This window comes from Pseudoalteromonas mucoides (genome assembly GCF_049257175.1).
Lineage (GTDB): Bacteria > Pseudomonadota > Gammaproteobacteria > Enterobacterales > Alteromonadaceae > Pseudoalteromonas.
The window spans coordinates 141278-158870 of the sequence record NZ_JBMMUC010000003.1 but is presented as its reverse complement, the minus strand read 5'-3'; the positions used below and the strand labels follow the sequence as shown (position 1 = coordinate 158870).

At 38.8% G+C, this 17593-nt stretch carries 14 protein-coding genes and 1 pseudogene; 8 read left to right on the top strand and 7 right to left on the bottom strand.

Annotated features, from left to right (window positions below; translation table 11 throughout):
- Positions 1-12: 12 nt before the first annotated feature.
- The 3 genes and pseudogenes from AAEU30_RS04060 to AAEU30_RS04050 all read right to left on the bottom strand — a co-directional run.
- Positions 13-780, bottom strand: a complete 768-nt coding sequence (locus AAEU30_RS04060) for a toll/interleukin-1 receptor domain-containing protein (RefSeq protein ID WP_421959424.1) — start codon at positions 778-780, stop codon at positions 13-15.
- 29 nt (positions 781-809) lie between these two features.
- Positions 810-1838: a RelA/SpoT domain-containing protein gene (locus AAEU30_RS04055; protein ID WP_421959423.1), complete on the bottom strand. Its 1029-nt coding sequence runs from the start codon at positions 1836-1838 to the stop codon at positions 810-812.
- A 16-nt stretch (positions 1839-1854) separates the two neighbouring features.
- A pseudogene (locus AAEU30_RS04050) lies at positions 1855-2094 on the bottom strand (LexA family protein); the annotation flags it as partial.
- Positions 2095-2576: 482 nt separating this feature from the next.
- Here AAEU30_RS04050 and AAEU30_RS04045 point away from each other — a divergent pair.
- On the top strand, positions 2577-2984 hold the full coding sequence (locus AAEU30_RS04045; protein ID WP_145233028.1) for a hypothetical protein: 408 nt from the start codon (positions 2577-2579) through the stop codon (positions 2982-2984).
- Between the two features lie 600 nt (positions 2985-3584).
- The gene (locus AAEU30_RS04040; RefSeq protein ID WP_421959422.1) at positions 3585-5999 is read left to right on the top strand and encodes a collagenase; all 2415 of its coding nucleotides are present in this window, start codon (positions 3585-3587) and stop codon (positions 5997-5999) included.
- A gap of 92 nt (positions 6000-6091) precedes the next feature.
- Here the strand turns inward: AAEU30_RS04040 and AAEU30_RS04035 are convergent, their stop codons facing one another.
- Together AAEU30_RS04035 and AAEU30_RS04030 are read right to left on the bottom strand one after the other, a co-directional pair.
- Complete coding sequence (locus tag AAEU30_RS04035; RefSeq protein ID WP_290208625.1) at positions 6092-6976, bottom strand: dihydrodipicolinate synthase family protein; 885 nt, start codon at positions 6974-6976, stop codon at positions 6092-6094.
- A 10-nt stretch (positions 6977-6986) separates the two neighbouring features.
- Positions 6987-7763, bottom strand: coding sequence for an aldolase (locus AAEU30_RS04030; protein ID WP_421959421.1), 777 nt, complete (start codon positions 7761-7763; stop codon positions 6987-6989).
- Positions 7764-7870: 107 nt separating this feature from the next.
- Between AAEU30_RS04030 and pdxR the strand changes: the two genes are divergently transcribed.
- Both pdxR and AAEU30_RS04020 read left to right on the top strand, forming a co-directional pair.
- On the top strand, positions 7871-9331 hold the full coding sequence (gene pdxR, locus AAEU30_RS04025; RefSeq protein WP_421959420.1) for a MocR-like pyridoxine biosynthesis transcription factor PdxR: 1461 nt from the start codon (positions 7871-7873) through the stop codon (positions 9329-9331).
- 342 nt (positions 9332-9673) lie between these two features.
- Entirely contained in the window at positions 9674-10081 is a 408-nt protein-coding gene (locus tag AAEU30_RS04020; protein ID WP_421959419.1) for a hypothetical protein, read from the top strand.
- Between the two features lie 192 nt (positions 10082-10273).
- On the opposite strand, the gene AAEU30_RS04015 is transcribed toward AAEU30_RS04020, so the two are convergent.
- Complete coding sequence (locus AAEU30_RS04015) at positions 10274-10396, bottom strand: hypothetical protein (protein ID WP_254911258.1); 123 nt, start codon at positions 10394-10396, stop codon at positions 10274-10276.
- On the opposite strand from AAEU30_RS04015, the gene AAEU30_RS04010 reads away from it, so the two are divergent.
- Entirely contained in the window at positions 10395-11666 is a 1272-nt protein-coding gene (locus AAEU30_RS04010) for a porin (RefSeq protein WP_421959418.1), read from the top strand. The two genes, AAEU30_RS04015 and AAEU30_RS04010, sit on opposite strands and share 2 nt — an antisense overlap.
- Positions 11667-11862: 196 nt before the next feature.
- Positions 11863-12789: a LysR substrate-binding domain-containing protein gene (locus tag AAEU30_RS04005; RefSeq protein WP_087534529.1), complete on the top strand. Its 927-nt coding sequence runs from the start codon at positions 11863-11865 to the stop codon at positions 12787-12789.
- Between the two features lie 70 nt (positions 12790-12859).
- On the opposite strand, the gene AAEU30_RS04000 is transcribed toward AAEU30_RS04005, so the two are convergent.
- Positions 12860-14545 (bottom strand): BCCT family transporter, encoded by a 1686-nt coding sequence (locus AAEU30_RS04000; RefSeq protein WP_421959417.1) that lies wholly within the window; start codon positions 14543-14545, stop codon positions 12860-12862.
- Between the two features lie 358 nt (positions 14546-14903).
- Here AAEU30_RS04000 and AAEU30_RS03995 point away from each other — a divergent pair, with 358 nt between their 5' ends.
- Both AAEU30_RS03995 and AAEU30_RS03990 read left to right on the top strand, forming a co-directional pair.
- The gene (locus tag AAEU30_RS03995; protein ID WP_087534531.1) at positions 14904-16091 is read left to right on the top strand and encodes an aromatic ring-hydroxylating oxygenase subunit alpha; all 1188 of its coding nucleotides are present in this window, start codon (positions 14904-14906) and stop codon (positions 16089-16091) included.
- Entirely contained in the window at positions 16092-17510 is a 1419-nt protein-coding gene (locus AAEU30_RS03990) for an aldehyde dehydrogenase family protein (RefSeq protein ID WP_421959416.1), read from the top strand.
- The last annotated feature ends 83 nt before the right edge of the window (positions 17511-17593 follow it).

The window sequence follows — 17593 nt, the reverse complement described above, 5'->3', positions numbered from 1 at the left end:
GGGCTTTATATTCTATTCTGTAACCCACCCCTGCTCAATTGCATGTAACTTCGCTTTATTAGTTAAATGGTAAGCTTCGATGCCAGCACCTATTGCGTAATGGTGCACACTTTGAATAAATTCATTTTCTAATAAATCAGCTATGTAGATTTCAGCAAATATTTTTGAGCAACCAAGCAAACGATGAAGATCATCAAAGTATAAATGGGTTGTTCCTTTATTATAAAAATTTACCATCTCTTTTAGCAGCTCCATTTTCTTGTCTGTTACACTTTCTGCAGGTTTCTCGATTACTGATTCAAATGGGTTATTACCAACAGGTGGTTCTTTAAATAAAGGAGCTTGATGAATTTCACGTAAAAGGTTGTCAAATTGTAATTCATATTCATCTTCACGAGAAAAATTGATATGCAAACGGGTTTGTAGGAATATAGGTACGTTATGAGTGCCGTTCTGACGAATCAGAGGAATGACTTTATTGCTATCGATATTAGTCATATATTCCGCAGTCATAATCATTTTTTCATATCCAACCCCACCTAAGCCACTGTTAGCTTTAGTTACATAGTTGTCAGTACATACCATTATAATACGGTCAGACTCAGCGACGCTTCTTTCCATGAATCCGCCTAGGTCATCACCAAGGCCTACACGAAATTGATCTAAAATTGCATCTACTCCTGAATTACGTAAACGCTGTGCTAATTCTAACACCCATTTCTTATGAGTTTGGGTGTCATGGGAATATGAAATAAATACTTTAGGGACAGTGACGTTCATGGTATTTCCTTATATTTGTTATTTTTATTTTACTTCTTATTTACTAATTCACTATAGGAATTAACAAGGGCGCTAGTTAGTCCATCTGTAATTCTTGTTGTATTAGAAAAGTGTTCAATCGCATTATAGATAGCCGGATTTTGTAATTGTGTTGCTACTTGTGTTATGGAATCATAATTCATAATTTCTCTTTGTAAATTAGTCACTAAATTAGAAATATCATCTGTTGATTTTTTGTTTTTCAGTTCTTCTAATAAAGCATTTATTTTCTTTTTATGCTCTTGATTCTCGCTTTCTAACCGCTCAACTTCATTTTTATTTTGCTGGATCATTGTACTCAAAGCTTTAACGAAAGAGCCCATCTCGTCAGCACTACCTGCCAATCGATTAAAGATATTTAAAAAAGCAGCAATATCTTGGTTATTTGAAAAATTTGGATATCTGATCTTGTGGTCAATTTCACTCCAACCCTCCTCAAAAATAGTTCGTACTTGTACTTCAGTAAATACTTTTGATTTATGAGGTGATGTAGAAAAAACGAAGTGTATTGAGCGATAGCCAGCTTTATGTTCTTTGACTACCCAAGCAACTCGGTCTTTGTAATCTTCTTTACTATCGCCTTCGCGGATATATGCAGTTATTTTTTCAGATTTTTTCCATCTTTCTTCAAGTGAATTGATTATTTCAACGCAATCTTGTTTAAACAAGTGTAGGGCGCGTATACCAATTAAGTCCGTAATTTTTGTAGAGTAGTTACTTACAGATATATTTATATATTTTTTATTATAAGAGCCTGAGCCTTTGGTGGCTTTTCGTACAATTTTTTCCATCAAATGTTCGGGATCTTTAATTCTCCAGCGCACAGAATGAACTTTAGCAAAACGTTGGATTGTTTTTGCGTATGATTCAGCTAAATCTTCAAGGTCATCGATTTTAGATTGATGATCAGCGCCAATTGATTGTATTAGCTTCCAGTCAAGTGCGCATTCAGTAAATTCTTCTTCAGAGATGTTGTTTCTTGATAGGAACTCATTTAATTCCATGTCTTCTATATTCATATCATTCCCTTATTTTTTAAAGTGACTTGCCTGTAAATATAACTTTACCGACCAATGTACAGTTGCCGTTTATTGGTATTAGTTGATCAGGCCAGTTGGGGTTGGCGGCTTTTAGGAATTTGTGGCCACCTTCGATAATGAGCTGTTTAAACGTGGCTTGGTTGTCGTCATCTAGGCGGGCTACTACGTATGAACCGTGGATGCATTCGGCCTCTGGGTCTACAAAAATCAAATCACCTTCATGGAATTTAGTCTCACACTCAGAAGGCGATAAGTAACATTTTTGCTCTTGATAAGCCATTAAAAAAACCTTTAAGTTAGCTTGCAACGGTTGAAATACCGCCAAGTTACTAAATTTATGAATTATTTAGATTATGGCATATGGGCGGGGCAGTTTGTAGGTTAATTATAGCTACTCTCAAACTGATTAAGTTTTACCAGTGGCAATAATGTTTTTATAGATGAATAGGCAGTGTAATAATTATTTTGCTGAGCTGTAGCCTTGTTTTAATCGATGAGCAGTTAGTGAAAGTAGGGTGTTGCAGTGGTTAAGCAACATTAAAGTTACCTTTGATTATCATTTGATAGTTATAAGCAATTACTCGGTATTAGACTTAAGTCTATAGGTTAATTTTCTTCATCTATTGGGTTTGTTTTTATCGTTTGTTGAAATTGTTAGAAGCGCTTAAAGTTATGTTGTCGGCAACAAAGACGACGTAACTTAATAGGAATATAATCATGAAACTTACACTAATCAAAACCATCGCACTTGGCTCATTATTAACTTGCTCAGCAGCGGCTATGGCTGGCGGCAGTGACTATAAGTTAATGGTTATTGAGCAGGCAACAGCGCCACAGCAACTAGAAGAGTCGTTCAATGGTTGTGCATTAAATGTTAAGTCAAAAAACTATGCAGAAGCTGAAGCGATTTGCACAAAAGCAATTGAGTTATTAAAAGTGACAAAAGGGCGTAAACTCAAGGTACGCGAGCTGACATCATTCGCTTTAAGCAACCGTGGTATATCACGTATCAAGGCAAAAAATGATACAGCGGGTTTGGCAGATTTATATGAAGCAACACAGATTTCAAATAACACGTTAGTGTCTCATAACCTAACGCTTGCTAAAGAAGACTTATCTTTATAAGTATTTATTGATTAATACAATCTAAAGCATTTTTAAAAACCACGTTAGTTACTACGACGTGGTTTTTTGCTTTTTTAACAAAAATCCTATCAGTTTTATCCACTTATTGAATGAAGCGCTCGCTTTGCTCAAATATTAAAGTTCTGTATTTATTGATAAAAGTGCAACATAAAGTAAATAATATTATTTTATGTTCTGACATCATGAGCTGTGTAAGAACTCCCTTTATGACGACTGCCTAACCAAATTAATGACTATCAAAAGTGTAAATTATTTATAAATAAATATACTGTATACAATTTACATTATGCAAACAAATGTGCTACAAATACTTTGTTGAACTTGGTATCAGTGTTTATTGGGTTTTAGTGTAAGCGCGAAACTCAACAATTGGGTATTAAGAACGGCACGAATATTTATGGTGAGCAACAACTTATGTATAGCTGATTTAAGGGGAACGCATACAGTATTTAGTTAACCAACTGAATTATATATAAATATATCTAAGCTGGTTAATTAAAGTTGTTGCCTTATCCATGAAATATTATCGCCATCAGCAGTTAAATCGAATATTAAATAAAATAATAAAAGGAAACCCAAATGTTTTTTAAAAAATTGACTTTAACCAGTGCGATATTGTGTGCACTTTCTGGCTGTGGTGGCAGTGATGATTCCACAAACTCCTTACCTGAGCCAACCCCACCAGTTACAACAACGCCAGCTGATCCGGACCCAGAGGTTGAAACAACTGATCCTGAAGTTGAACCAAGCGACCCAGAGGTTGAACCAAGTGACCCAGAGGTTGAACCAAGTGACCCTGAAGTTGAGCCAAGCGACCCTGAAGTTGAACCAACTGAACCTGAGGTTGATTACACCAGTGCGCTAGAGCCAGCTTTAGCACTTGATGTGGTTAAAACCAATATCAATACTGTGGGAGGTGAGGGCCAATCATTTTATGTTGACTTAGCACAAGAGTCAGAAACTTTAGTTGTAAGCTTATTTTCAGGGGTAGAAAACAAAGATCTTGGTGATCCAGACTTGTATGTTAAATACGAGAGTGAAGCAAGTGCAGGAGCTGAGGGCGTTTTTGATTGCGTATCATATAAAGGTAGCAACAATAACGAAACATGCATTATTGATAAACCTATGGCAGGTAGATACCATATTTATATGGATGCTTATGAAGGCGGTGATGCAGTTAATGCGTCTATGTTCGCCACTACGGGTTTATTTAGCGCGAATATGATGTGTGAAGAGCCTGTAAGGATCCGTGCGCAATCAATGTCAAATGCTGAGCTTGAAGAAGCATGTACAGTGATCACCCAGACAAAAAGGTTATTCGATGAAACGCTGCACTCAGGGCTTACGCCTGAGTTTCAACAAGCGGTACCAGATGATTTAAATGAGATCACGAATATTCATATTTTCTCTAGCCTTTCTAATCATGCAGCTTGGGCAGAGCATCTTGTTAATACAAATAACACCAGCGGCATTTACTTTGAGACTTCACCTACTCAGTGGTGGCATAGCTCTGATATTTGGACCTTTGATGCTCTTGAATGGACTGAAGGACGTTCAGTGATTCGTTCTCTAGCTCATGAATATGTGCATGCATTAGATGGGCGTTATAATAAAGAAGGTGCTTATAAAAGTAGTGTAAATTGGTGGACGGAAGGACTTGCTGAATACCTTGGTACATTTAACGAGTTATATTACACCCGCGTATCGACTGCTCATGATGGTGAAGCTGCTTCATTGGCTGATATTTTTGCTGGTAACGCGGATGCATATTCATGGGGACAGTTAGCTGTTGCGTTTCTAATAGAAAATCACCCTGAATTGGTTTATCAAATGCTTGTTCATATGCGTGCCGGTGAATGGGAAGACTTTGAACTGTTATTGGACAATATAGCAACAGACAATCAAGCTGAGTTTACAACGTGGTTATCAACAACCTTAGTTGATCAATATAAAGAAAGTGTTGAGGTTCTTACTCTTGGTGACTACAAGCAAATCAATGGCCGAGGAGGGTGGTTGTTTTCTGTCGATGTTCCTGCAGGGTTACCTTCAATTACTTTTGCAACTCAGGGAGGGTCTGCTAGCGTAGACTTGTGGGTGAAAAAAGGGGCTGCTCTTCATCCTGCACTTGATACTGAGTTCACTTGTACTTCAATAACAGAAGGTACCAATACAGAAAACTGCACAATAAGCATGCCTGAGTCTGGTAAATATTATATTGCAGTGGCTTCTGACTTTGTTGGCGCAGATGTTGTAGATCTTTACTTTAGTGCCTGCGCTGGAGATGACTGTACAGTCGCTACACCAGAACAGCAAGCATTGGTGACGGTGACAGAACCTTATCTACCTCATTGGCCTGAAAAAGGGACGCTTGGTACATGTAGCTTGGGTGAAACATACTATAATTCAAGTAAACCTGCGCTTGATTTGAGTATTACAAACCCAACAGAGAAACTTGTTAAAGTTTATTGGCTTAACAGAAATACGGGCGACAAAGGCGGTAATCCTTATGTAACGTTAGGCCAAGATGAGAGTTATGTCTCGGATGATTGGAATATTGGTCACCGTATCATGTTAACCGATGGTGCTGATAACTGTTTAGGTGTTGCGTTATTGAATGATGAAAATAACACGTTTAACGTCACTGAAGAAATGGTTGTTGATGCATTGGATGAAGCCCCACCGGCTGAAATTCCAGAAGCAACAGCAGTGATGCAAAGTTGTGATCTCGCAGTGCCCTATGAGAGAACATCGAATAACGCACCAAATCTTCAAGTTGTAAATACCATGAGTGGTTCTGTAAAACTGTACTGGATTAATAATACTACAGGTGAGCCTGCACTTAGTAATGCCTATGCAACCTTAGCTGAGGGTGAAGTTTATACTGAGACTTTTTGGTCCGCGGGTGATCGAATGATGGTAACTGATGAAAATAATAGCTGTATCGGTGTACTTGATTTGAATGATACTGACAACGTATTCGTTTTAGGTAACTAAACAATCGGTATGTAGGGTTATTTCATCGGTTAACCGATAGGTAATTAAATAAAGGCGCTCGTTATAATGAGCGCCTTTTTTATTTCACTTCTTTAAATATGGCCTAATGTTGCCAGCATATCTTTTAACTGCTCTTGTTCTAGCATTGCTAAAGGTAGTAATGGTTTTCTAGGAGGGCCCACTTTATTGCCTTGTAAGTCGAAGCCAGATTTAATTGCAGCTGCTAAACCTGCTTTAACTATAAATTCTAAAAAATTATATTGCTGATAAAACAGCTCGCGAGCTTTATTTTGATCACCCTTTTGAACAGCATCAAAAAGTTGCTTTGGCTTATCTGCAATTAAGCATGGCGCAGCAGTACACCAACCACTTGCACCTGCATTTAGTGCTTCTAGTGCCATATGATTACAGCCATTGAAAAATGGCACCATTGCCCCTGAAAGTTTATAAATTTTATGCATACGTTGAATATCACCCGTACTTTCTTTGATCATGCTGGCATTTTTTATATTAGCAATCATCTTGAGCATAAATTGGGGCGACATATCAACACCACATGTTGCAGGATTATTGTAGACCATGATAGGTAGAGGGGTTGCATCTGATACGCTTTGATAATGTGAATAAATTTCTGCTTCAACCAATTTATAATATGAAAAAGGCGAGAGCATAATTACATCAGCTCCAATTTGGTGTGCATACTTAGCACGTTTAACGGCTTGCTCTGTCGTTAACTCAGCAATACCAATCACGACAGGCACTCTACCTTGCACATGCTTTACAGTATGACTTGCAACGTCTTGCCATTCTTTTTCACTTAAATAGGCGGCTTCCCCTGCGCTTCCCAGAGCTGCAATCGCATTTACCTCTGATGCTATTAATGTATCAATGACCATTTCTAGCTTGGATAAATCAACGCCTTCACCGTTAGCGTTAAATGGTGTGATTGGGTAACCTATGATGCCTGCTAATTTCATTTTAATACTCCTAAATACAGTCTTTGTGGTTTTTTAATGCCTGTCTTGCATAGTAGGCAAAGTTAATTTTGTTTCGTTTATCGGTTGATACCCAGTCATGTGCTTCTTGTGCCAAGTCATGGGGGAGCGGCTTTATTTCGCCTGCAGCCATTGCTAATAATTGCAACTTCGCTGCTCGTTCAATTAAAATTGCCAGGTTGCATGCTTCTTCAATCGTTTTGCCTATAACAAGCTGCCCATGGTGAGCTAGAAATACAGCTCTGTTATTTCCCAGTGCTTGAGAAATAAGCATGCCTTCTTCATTTCCTACCGGCACTCCAGGCCAATTGGCTACAAATGAGCAGTCATTGTATAAACCACAGGTATCCATTTGAGATATGATTAAAGGAACTTCTAGCATAGACAGTGCGGCAATATGCGTCGGGTGTGTGTGAATAATACAATTTACTTGCGGGTGCTCGTTATAAATCCAGGTGTGAAAACGGTTTGCTGGATTAGCCATGCCTTCACCGTTTAACGGCTCTAAATCTTGATCGACTTCAATCAAATTATTAGCTGAAACTTCGTCAAACCCTAGTCCAAACTGCTGTGTTAAAAAAGTGTTTTTAGCATCAGTGCGGCTTGTTATTTGTCCTGCAAGCCCTGAATCATGCCCTTTATCGAATAAAATTCTGCAAGTTAGCGCCAGTTTTTCACGCTGAGATAACTGTTCTTGGTCAATAAGCCTTTGCATTTGATTTTGTGCATCTTGCATCAAGGTTTCTTTTGTTGTGTTTAGTGTCTTCATCTGAGTTCTCTCATTTATGTTTTGACAATGACAACAAGATAGCGATAGTCTGGATTGAAAATAAGAGCCAGAAATATAAAGTTAAGGGGTCCAGTTGTGGGGTGGTTATGTTAAGACCTTGGGATATTCAATTCTCGTTTGAAGATAGCCCCGCAAAGACACTGCATTCTAAGTTATTGAATTGCATAACAGCGGACATCAAAAACGGGAGGCTGGCAGCTGGCGTTATGTTGCCCGGAACTCGTTCCCTTGCGAAGCAGTTGGGGATAAATCGAAAAACTGTACAGCAAGTCTATGAAGAGCTTGAAGCTCAAGGTTGGTTGAAAAGCAAACTGCGAAGCGGTACGTTTGTATCTGAAATCATGCCGGAGCAAGGCTTATCTGCTTCAGATTCAAGTTTGATCAATAATACAATTAAAACTAAGCCCTCATCTGAGTTAGCTGAAAACCTGTACCTTGATGCCGTTGCATTAGCAGATTGTGTTTCGATAACAAATGATGGTACGCCGGATGCGCGTTTGATCCCCTATGAGTTACTTGCGAGAACTTATAGGCGTGTTTGTGTTAATTTGAGTCGGCAAGCCAGGCTTGGGTATGGCGATCCTCGCGGTGCTATTGAACTTCGTAACTCAATACAAAAAATGCTTTTTAGCGACCGTTTTATAAATTGCTCCAATCAAGATATATGCATCGTAAGAGGCAGCCAAATGGGGATTTATTTAGCATCACGAATATTAGATGCTAAAAAAGGCGCCATAATTATGGAAGAGTTGAGTTATTTGCCTGCGCATGCTGCATTTGAGGCTAATGGTTTTAAAATTATAAAATGTCGGCTAGATGAGCAGGGCCTTGATATTGATCACTTACGTGAAATACTTAGCACTAATGAAGTATCAGGTATATATGTAACCCCTCATCATCAATACCCAACAACAGTCTGTTTGCCAATGCAGCGGCGGCTAGCCTTACTGGAGTTGTCCAAGAGATACCAATTCTCTGTGATCGAAGATGATTATGATCATGAGTTTCATTATGAAGCTAACCCTATCCCGCCACTTGCGAGCTTACCTAATTCTGAAAATGTAGTGCATATTGGCTCAATGTCAAAGGTGTTCGCACCAGGGTTACGACTTGGTTATATTGTTGCTGATACTCGGTTTATAGAAAGAGCCGCTCAGGAAATTGTTTTAATTGATAGGCAGGGGAACACTATTACTGAGCATGTTATTGCAGATTTAATGGATTCAGGTGAAGTCAAACGACACATCAGAAAGGTCAGGCGAGAGTACAAAGCACGAAGAGACCATACAGCAAAAGAGTTTACTAGGTTGTTTAAAGGAAAAGTGACATTTTTATTACCGACAGGCGGGCTGGCAATATGGGTTGATATATCCAAGTTAGTGACAGGTAAAAATATAGCTGATTTCAACAATAGTGATTCAACATTAAATACTTTTTTTGCTGCAGAGCAAAAAACACCTACCCATATCAGGTTTGGCTTTGGCGCGATTAGTATGGATGAAATCACAAGATCGATAGAAAAATTAGCTGATGAGTTAATTACCTAACAAATTATTGTTAGTGCGGTTTCATAATCGGCACAAATCCGAGGTTGTTTATACAGGCCATATTTATAAATATCATTTTTACATTAAATACCTTAAAAAAATAAAGAATAATAAAACGGATTTATTATCGGCTAAATGGGCTGTTTTACCGATTATTTAACACTAAAAGATCACCTATTTAGCAAGTCATATCAAGAACTCACCACTTGGTATTAGACTAAAGTCTATAGGTTAAATTTCTTCATCTATCGGGTTTGTTTTTATCGTTTGTCCCGTTTGAGCAAAAGCTCTAAAGTTCATCTGTCGGCAACAATGACGGCGTAACTTAATAGGAATATAATCATGAAACTTACACTAATCAAAACCATTGCACTTGGCTCATTATTAACTTGCTCGGCAGCTGCTATGGCTGGTGGAAGTGACTATAAGTTAATGGTTATTCAACATGAAACTGCACCGCAGCAACTTGAAGAGTCATTTAACAGCTGTGTTTCAAATGTTCAGTCTAAAAATTACGAACAAGCGGAATCAATCTGTACAAAAGCTATCGCACTTTTAAAAGAAAGCGAAGGGCCAAAATTTAAAGTACGTCAATTAACATCGTTTGCACTAAGCAACCGTGGTGTATCTCGTATCATGGCTAAAAACGATACAGCAGGTTTAGCTGATTTATACGAAGCGACACAAATCTCTGATAACACGTTAGTGTCTCATAACCTAACGCGTGCTAAAGAAGACCTTTCTTTATAAGGTTTTACCCAAGCTATAAATACGCTTAAAAAAGCCACGTTAGTTAACTCTAACGTGGCTTTAATGTTTTTGATTTTATTATCGATTGTAAGATCTCTACCTTTCTTTTCTATTTCTATTTTTAGCTATTCACATCTATTACATTTCCTCATCGCCACCCTTCGAAAAAGTCGTTTGTTTGTTACTAATTTGTTAAGCAATATCTGTTGGTGCTAATGGCCGATAAATAGGGTTGTTGTTGCTTTTAGCTTCAATTATTTGTGCTTTGTACACCCGGCCATGCACTATATCAACATTAACAACAAGGGTATTCATGACTTTTATAAAACCGTCGGTATTGGCGAGTGCTGTGTTTTTCTTTACGCACCAAGCGCAAGCTACCACAGCTCTCGATACAGTTGACCAGCAACTAGCTGACTTAAATGAGCAAATTGAGTTATTACAAAAAAAGCTATCAAAAGTAACAATGCAAAGTAAACATGTAGAAAGTGTTGAAAAGCAAAATAGCACTGAAGCCCCAAAGCCAGAAGGTATAAAAATAGGCGGTGCTGTAAGGACTAATTATAGTTACATCTCCTATGATGATGGCACAAAAGACAGGGGGGGAGATTTTGACTTTGATATTTTTAGACTTAACTTTTCAGGAGAGGTAGGTGATGTAGAGCTCAATGCTGAAATTCGCTTTTTTGACTATATGACGGCAATTAAATATGCCTATGCTGCATATGACTTTAGTTCTCAATGGCAAATACAAGCGGGCATTACCAAAGTACCATTTGGCAATTGGCCCTATAATTCACATAGTTATTTTTTTAGTACCAATTATTATATCGGTTTAGAGGATGATCATGATTTAGGAGTCGTTCTAAAGCGTAAAGTAGCGGATAACTGGCAACTTGATATTGGCTTTTTTAAAAATGATGAACAGGGAGGAATAGATGGCTATGTTGATAATCGCAGCGATCGCTACTCCTATGATGTGGTTGGTTTTAGAACCCTTGATGAAGGTGTGTATGCTGAGCCAATCGACGAGATAGCAGAGTATAACACTTTGTCAATGCGTTATGGTTATCACGTTGAACATGAAAATGGTAAAACAGAAATTGGATTTTCAGCTTTAAGTGGAGGCCTTCATGATGGTAATGATCGAGCTGGTGACTATCAATCTTGGGCGTTACACTTAAATAGTCATATTGGTCCTTGGAATTTTCAGATTCAGCACGGTGAGTACGATTATGATATTGAAAATGCAAATCGCATGGCCGTTGGTGCCTACTCTTTTTACGATAGTATTGCAGCGAAAGCAACAACATCGAATGCTAATATTGCCTATAATTTAGCTGTGGATTGGGGGCCTGTTACAGGGGTACAATTTTATAATGACTATGGAATTATTTATGACAAGTCAGATAATAGTGAAGATACTTGGATGAATGTGACAGGATTTTCAGTCGCAGCTGGTGGACTTTTTACTTACTTTGATTTTGTAAATGCGAAGAATCAGCCTTTTGTTGGAGGCTCTATTGCCGGTGATAGTGATGATGTAGAACAACGCTTCAACATTAATATTGGCTACTACTTCTAAGGAAAGTAACTATACCCAAGCCATCTCAAAATGTGGGTGGTTTGGGAGTAAGAGTGTAAATATATCGTTAATACAATTTGCACTCTGTATGACTAATTGATACTTTAAATTGAGGTATTGCACACCTGTGCATCTATTCTAATTATGACCCACCCGCACCTTCCATGTCCTTAAATAGTTGTAAGTAGGAAGCACAATGAAAATAAACCCGTTACCGCCGTTAAATAGTTTGGTTGCATTTGAAGCGTCAGCTCGCCACCTTAGTTTTACTTTAGCAGCACAAGAGCTAAATGTTACGCAGGGGGCGATTAGTCGACAGATTCGCCAATTAGAGGATTATTTAGGTAAGACTTTGTTCACAAGAGCAAGCCGAAGCATTCACCTAACCCCGGCAGGCTTACAATACTATCAAACAGTAAACCGTTCATTGTTAGACATAGCAGACATAACCGGTCAGGTTAAAAAGTGGCAAGGAGATAAAAAAATAACGGTTGCAACCACTAATGCTATGGCTTCATTATGGTTATTGCCCAAAGTTGCGGAGTTTCAAAATTTACATGATGATATAGATTTACGAATTCTTGCTTCTGACAATATCGTTGATTTAACAAAGTTAGAATCTGATATAGGTCTTTTTTATTGTCGCACGCCTCCTCTAGATGTAAATGTTACCCCCTTATTTAGTGAGGAAGTATTTCCTGTCTGTAGCCCTGGATATTTAAGTAAAATTGGCAACCCAACAGCAGCAAGCGAGATATTTTCAAAAACTATTTTAAACTTAGATGAAATGCAAATGGGTTGGGTGAATTGGGAGGAATGGTTTACAGGCGTAGATCTTGATTTTATTGAACCAAAAAATCGAGTCAATATAAATAATTACCCTATGCTGTTGCAGGCGTGCATTAATGGTCAAGGCATTGCTTTGGCATGGGGATCACTTGTTGATGAATATTTACAAAGTGGGGTATTAATACGTCCAACAGAACACGTGCTGGCAACAAACTCTAAGTTTTCAATGCTTGAGCCTAATAATGGTGGGCGTGTGCCTGCAAGTGTTAAATTGTTCAGGGAATGGTTACTAACACAATTACCCATAGAGGTTGGTGATACAGGCTTAATTTGATTTTATGATACGAGAAAGCTCCCGTATACTGCGGGAGCTTTTTTATAACGAATTAAAATTAAAATTAAAGTTACTCTGTTTTATGAGTGGGGTTTAAATGCTCAACAGGCCCATCTAGCTGCTCTTTACAGGGATGAACATGCTGTGGCAGCATAGCCCAAGGTTTTGGCTCACGACGTATACTGTAAAAAAGTGTGACTCCCATCATTAATATAAAAATGGAAATAGGGAAGCCAATGATAATAGAGGCATATTTAATCGCCTGTAGGCCACCCGCGTATATTAAAACCCATGCAATTAGCGCGATAACAATACCCCATAAAATACGAATTGATTTTGGTGGTTCAGTATCGCCAGCTGCATCTAGGATACATAAAATTAAAGTTCCTGAATCAGCCGATGTAATAAAGTAAGTTGCAAGTAAAATGCAAGCAAGTACGCTTAATAACTTACCAAGGATCGCACCATCTAAGTTATCAAATAAAGTGAATAATGCACGCGTACTATCTTTCTTCGTTGCATTTAATATTTGACCGCCAGTAAATTCGACAGTGTCTATTTGAGCTTCTGAGTCTGCTATTACGGTTTGTTGTTGGTGAGCAACTCGCTCATTTTGTTCCATTTTAAGTGCACTTCCACCAAAAACAGATAGCCAGATAAAGGCAATGACTGTTGGAGCAACAAGTGCACCTCCAATGAGCTCTCTGATCGTGCGCCCGCGGGAAATACGCGCTATAAACATCCCTACAAAAGGTGCCCACGTCATCCACCAAGGCCAATAAAAAGCAGTCCAAGAGCTTTGCCAACCTGAATCACTTTGAGTGTCGGTCCATAGGCCCATACTGACTAGGTTTTGCATATAGTTACCAGTACTTTCCATAAAAATATTAAGAACATACCGGGTAGGACCTATTGCTAGAACAATTAGTACTAATAAAAGTGACAGTAACATATTCCATTGAGATAAAAGCCGAATACCACGGCCAACCCCTGACAACACAGATCCAACAGCAATTGTACACAAAGTAACAATTAATATTGATTGGGTCATTAAGCTCACCTCAATACCAAAAGTTTGCTCTAATCCTGAGTTGATCTGAATAACACCTAAACTTAATGTTTGGGCAATACCAAATGCAGTTACGGCAACAGTAATAATATCTGCAATATGGCCAATAGGTCCGTAAATACGCTCGCCAACAATAGGATATAAAATCGATCTAAATGTAAAAGGTAAGCCTTTACGGTACGAAAAGTAAGAAAGTGCCAGTGCAACAATGACAAATAACGACCATGGGTGGAGTCCCCAATGGTAAAAGGTGAGCTGCATAGACATTGAAGCCGCCTCATCAGTTAGTCCCTTAGTAAATGGATTAGAGGCATAGTGCCACATTGGCTCAGCGACTGACCAAAAAACTAACCCTATACCCATTCCCCCTGAAAATAACATGGCAATCCATGCCCAAAAACTGAACTCGGGTTTATCGTCATCATTTTCACTTAACCTAATATGACCATAACGGCTAACCATAAGGTAAGCTAAAAATCCAACGACTAAAGTGACTAAGCCGATAGAAAACCACTTCATATTGTAAAGTAGAAAGGTAGATAAAGTTTCGAAATATTGCCCCGCTTTATTTGCAAGTATCACAATAAATAATATAAACGCAATGAGTATAACTTTTGACGCTATCGTCACCGTGGGATTTAGTCCTTTGAGGACCCCCGACTTAGCTCGAATGACGGATTTTTTCATGTGTGTGCCCCGATGTTGTTTTTCTTGTTGTTGAATAAGTTTTAAGAAACTAAAAAATTAACCAGTATTTTACAAATGATTAATTCTCATTGGTTCATGAGTTTTGGTTATGTGAGCGCTTAGCACTGTGAGCTTCAAAAATGAATAAAATGACAACGCATGATAAAAACTCATAGATAGGAGGCTAATTAATCGTTTGTTTAGTGCGTTTTTGTTAATCAAAATCAACTCAATTGATAACAAAATGTAGTTGCGCTGAATAGGCTTATTTGAAGTTGGGTTGTATCTAACATTTAAAGAAAGCCATGGTGTTTCTGCAATTGTATGTACCGTCACTTCCACACTTGGAGATACAACAATGAGCATTGCAAAACAAACAATTATTCCTATTCAACAAATTGACCAAGTACTAAACCCTATCCATGAAGCAACGGGTATGCCTAATGAAGCTTATACAAATCCAGAATATTTTAAATTTGAGCGTGACCACGTCTTTAGTAACACTTGGGTGTGTGTCGGTTTTGCATCTGATTTAATAAAAAATGGGTATGTTTTACCTATTGATTTTATGGACTTGCCCTTATTGATGATGAAAAACCGCCAAGGTGATGTGCAAGTATTTCATAATGTATGTAGCCACCGTGGAATGAAGTTAGTACACGAAGCGGGTGAAGTTCAGGGCATGATCCGCTGCCCTTATCACTCTTGGACATATGATTTAAATGGCAGTCTAAAAGGCACACCTCATGTGGGAGGTATAGGCAAACATAAGGACGATCGCTTTAAATGTGAGCAACACGGCTTAAAACCACTGCGTTCAGCTATATGGATGGATATGGTATTCGTCAATTTATCTGCTGATGCGCCAAGTTTTGAGCAACACATTGCGCCTCTTCAAAAGCGTTGGCATGAATTTTTAGGCGATGATGGGCTTAGTTTGTTACGCAGAGCAAATATGGGCGGTCACCTCGAAATTGAAGTTAAAAGTAACTGGAAGCTAACCATAGAGAACTTTTGTGAAGCCTATCACTTACCTTGGGTTCACCCAGCATTGAACACTTATTCGAAGCTAGAAGATCATTACAATATTATGTTTGATGAACGTTTTTCTGGTCAAGGAAGCTATAAATATAATTTATCCGATACTGCAGGTACACATCTTCCTAAATTTCCTAGCTGGCCAGAAGATAAACTGCGCCATGCCGAATACATTGCGTTGTTTCCAAATGTATTAATTGGCATTCAAGCCGATCATGCATTTGCCATGATGATTGACCCAATTAGCACTGACAAAACAATTGAGCGGCTACGCATATTTTATATCACAGATGAAGCAATTAAAGATGAATATGCTGCGTGTCGTACTGCAACACTTGAATCTTGGCGAGTTGTGTTTGGAGAAGATATCGGGGCTGTTGAGGGGATGCAGCAAGGTCGTTATTCACCGGGATTCGGTGGCGGTGCATTTTCACCTGAAATGGATACGCCAACTCACTTTTTCCAAATTTGGTTAGCGCAGCAAGTTAAATCAGTATCGGAGGCTTAAATGAAGCATTATTTAAATTATATCAATGGTCAGTGGGTCGATTCTGAGCAGCAACTTACTGTGATGAACCCTTCATCGGCCATGACATATGCAACAATAGCAAGTGCCACGATAAAAGATGCAGATAATGCAATGCAAGCTGCAAGCCTATGCGTGCAAGGCGGTGAGCTTTCGCAGGTGCGCCCAGCCATTCGCACTACATGGATGCTCAATGCTGCAAAAGCAATTAGAGATATAGCGGATGAAGGAGCTTTAGTTCTTTGCCGTGAAAATGGCAAATCACTTATTGATGCAAAAGATGAGTTTTTAGAAGCAGCTCGTTATTTTGAATATTACGGTGGTATGGCGGACAAACTTGAAGGCACATCTATCCCTTTAGGTAAAAACTATATTGATTTTACACAATACGTGCCAATGGGCGTGTCGGTACAAATTGTTCCATGGAATTTCCCCGTATCAATTTGTGCACGTTCTTTAGCTCCGGCATTGGCAGCAGGAAATGCCGTGGTAATTAAGTCACCCGAAATATCTCCTATTGGTATGGTGTACTTAATAAAAGCGCTGCAAAAAGCAGGCTTTCCTAAAGGGGCTATTAACTTACTGTGTGGTAAAGGCTCCACTGTCGGCAGCCACTTAGTTTCGCATAAAGATGTAAATCAGATTGTTTTTACAGGCTCAGTTCCTACCGGTCAGCGAATATTAAAAGATGCCGCTGCACGAGCTACTCCTTCAGTCATGGAGTTAGGCGGGAAGTCCGCAGCTATAGCTCTCGATGATGCAGACATACATAAGGTTATTAACAGTGTGCGCGCTGGAATTTTCTTTAACGCAGGGCAAGTTTGCTCAGCTATGTCACGTCTTTTAATCCATCAATCACGGTATCAAGAAATAAAAGATGCTGTGGTTGCAATGGCACAAAGCTTAGTGATTGGCTCAGGTGAACACCAAGTTGATTTAACGCCCGTGGTTTCTAAAGAACAACAAACCAGTGTATTAGCAATGATTGAACAAGCAAAGGAAGAAGGTGCAAATATACTCACAGGTGGTTTTGCACCTGATTTACCCGGCTATTTCGTCGCCCCAACGGTGATTGAAGCGACAGCTGATATGTCGATTGCTCAACAAGAGGTGTTTGGCCCTGTGTTAGTTGTGATGCCTTTTGAAGATGAACAACACGCTGTTGCCATTGCAAATGGCACTGAATTTGGTTTAGTTGCCGGTGTATTTGGTGAAAGGTTGAATCCGACTCTGCAAATTGCGCAACAGCTACGTGGTGGACAGGTCTTTATTAATGAATGGTTTGCTGGAGGGATTGAAACACCATTTGGTGGCGTTGGCTTGTCTGGTTTTGGCCGAGAAAAAGGCCAAGAAGCAATTTATAGCTATGTACAAACACGCAATATAGCCGTTCGTTTATAGCTTTAGGGTAATTATATTAGCTTAAAATGACCTGTATGCTTACATTTATATACAGTGAGTAGGTCATTTTTAGCTCAATCAGT

Coding starts and splice junctions, on each gene's coding strand:
- AAEU30_RS04015 (WP_254911258.1), bottom strand. CDS start 10,396: ATGAATACCCTTGTTGTTAATGTTGATATAGTGCATGGCCGGGTGTAC.
- AAEU30_RS04060 (WP_421959424.1), bottom strand. CDS start 780: ATGAACGTCACTGTCCCTAAAGTATTTATTTCATATTCCCATGACACC.
- AAEU30_RS04030 (WP_421959421.1), bottom strand. CDS start 7,763: ATGAAGACACTAAACACAACAAAAGAAACCTTGATGCAAGATGCACAA.
- AAEU30_RS04020 (WP_421959419.1), top strand. CDS start 9,674: ATGAAACTTACACTAATCAAAACCATTGCACTTGGCTCATTATTAACT.
- AAEU30_RS03990 (WP_421959416.1), top strand. CDS start 16,092: ATGAAGCATTATTTAAATTATATCAATGGTCAGTGGGTCGATTCTGAG.
- AAEU30_RS03995 (WP_087534531.1), top strand. CDS start 14,904: ATGAGCATTGCAAAACAAACAATTATTCCTATTCAACAAATTGACCAA.
- AAEU30_RS04010 (WP_421959418.1), top strand. CDS start 10,395: ATGACTTTTATAAAACCGTCGGTATTGGCGAGTGCTGTGTTTTTCTTT.
- AAEU30_RS04045 (WP_145233028.1), top strand. CDS start 2,577: ATGAAACTTACACTAATCAAAACCATCGCACTTGGCTCATTATTAACT.
- AAEU30_RS04035 (WP_290208625.1), bottom strand. CDS start 6,976: ATGAAATTAGCAGGCATCATAGGTTACCCAATCACACCATTTAACGCT.
- AAEU30_RS04040 (WP_421959422.1), top strand. CDS start 3,585: ATGTTTTTTAAAAAATTGACTTTAACCAGTGCGATATTGTGTGCACTT.
- AAEU30_RS04055 (WP_421959423.1), bottom strand. CDS start 1,838: ATGAATATAGAAGACATGGAATTAAATGAGTTCCTATCAAGAAACAAC.
- AAEU30_RS04005 (WP_087534529.1), top strand. CDS start 11,863: ATGAAAATAAACCCGTTACCGCCGTTAAATAGTTTGGTTGCATTTGAA.
- pdxR (WP_421959420.1), top strand. CDS start 7,871: ATGTTAAGACCTTGGGATATTCAATTCTCGTTTGAAGATAGCCCCGCA.
- AAEU30_RS04000 (WP_421959417.1), bottom strand. CDS start 14,545: ATGAAAAAATCCGTCATTCGAGCTAAGTCGGGGGTCCTCAAAGGACTA.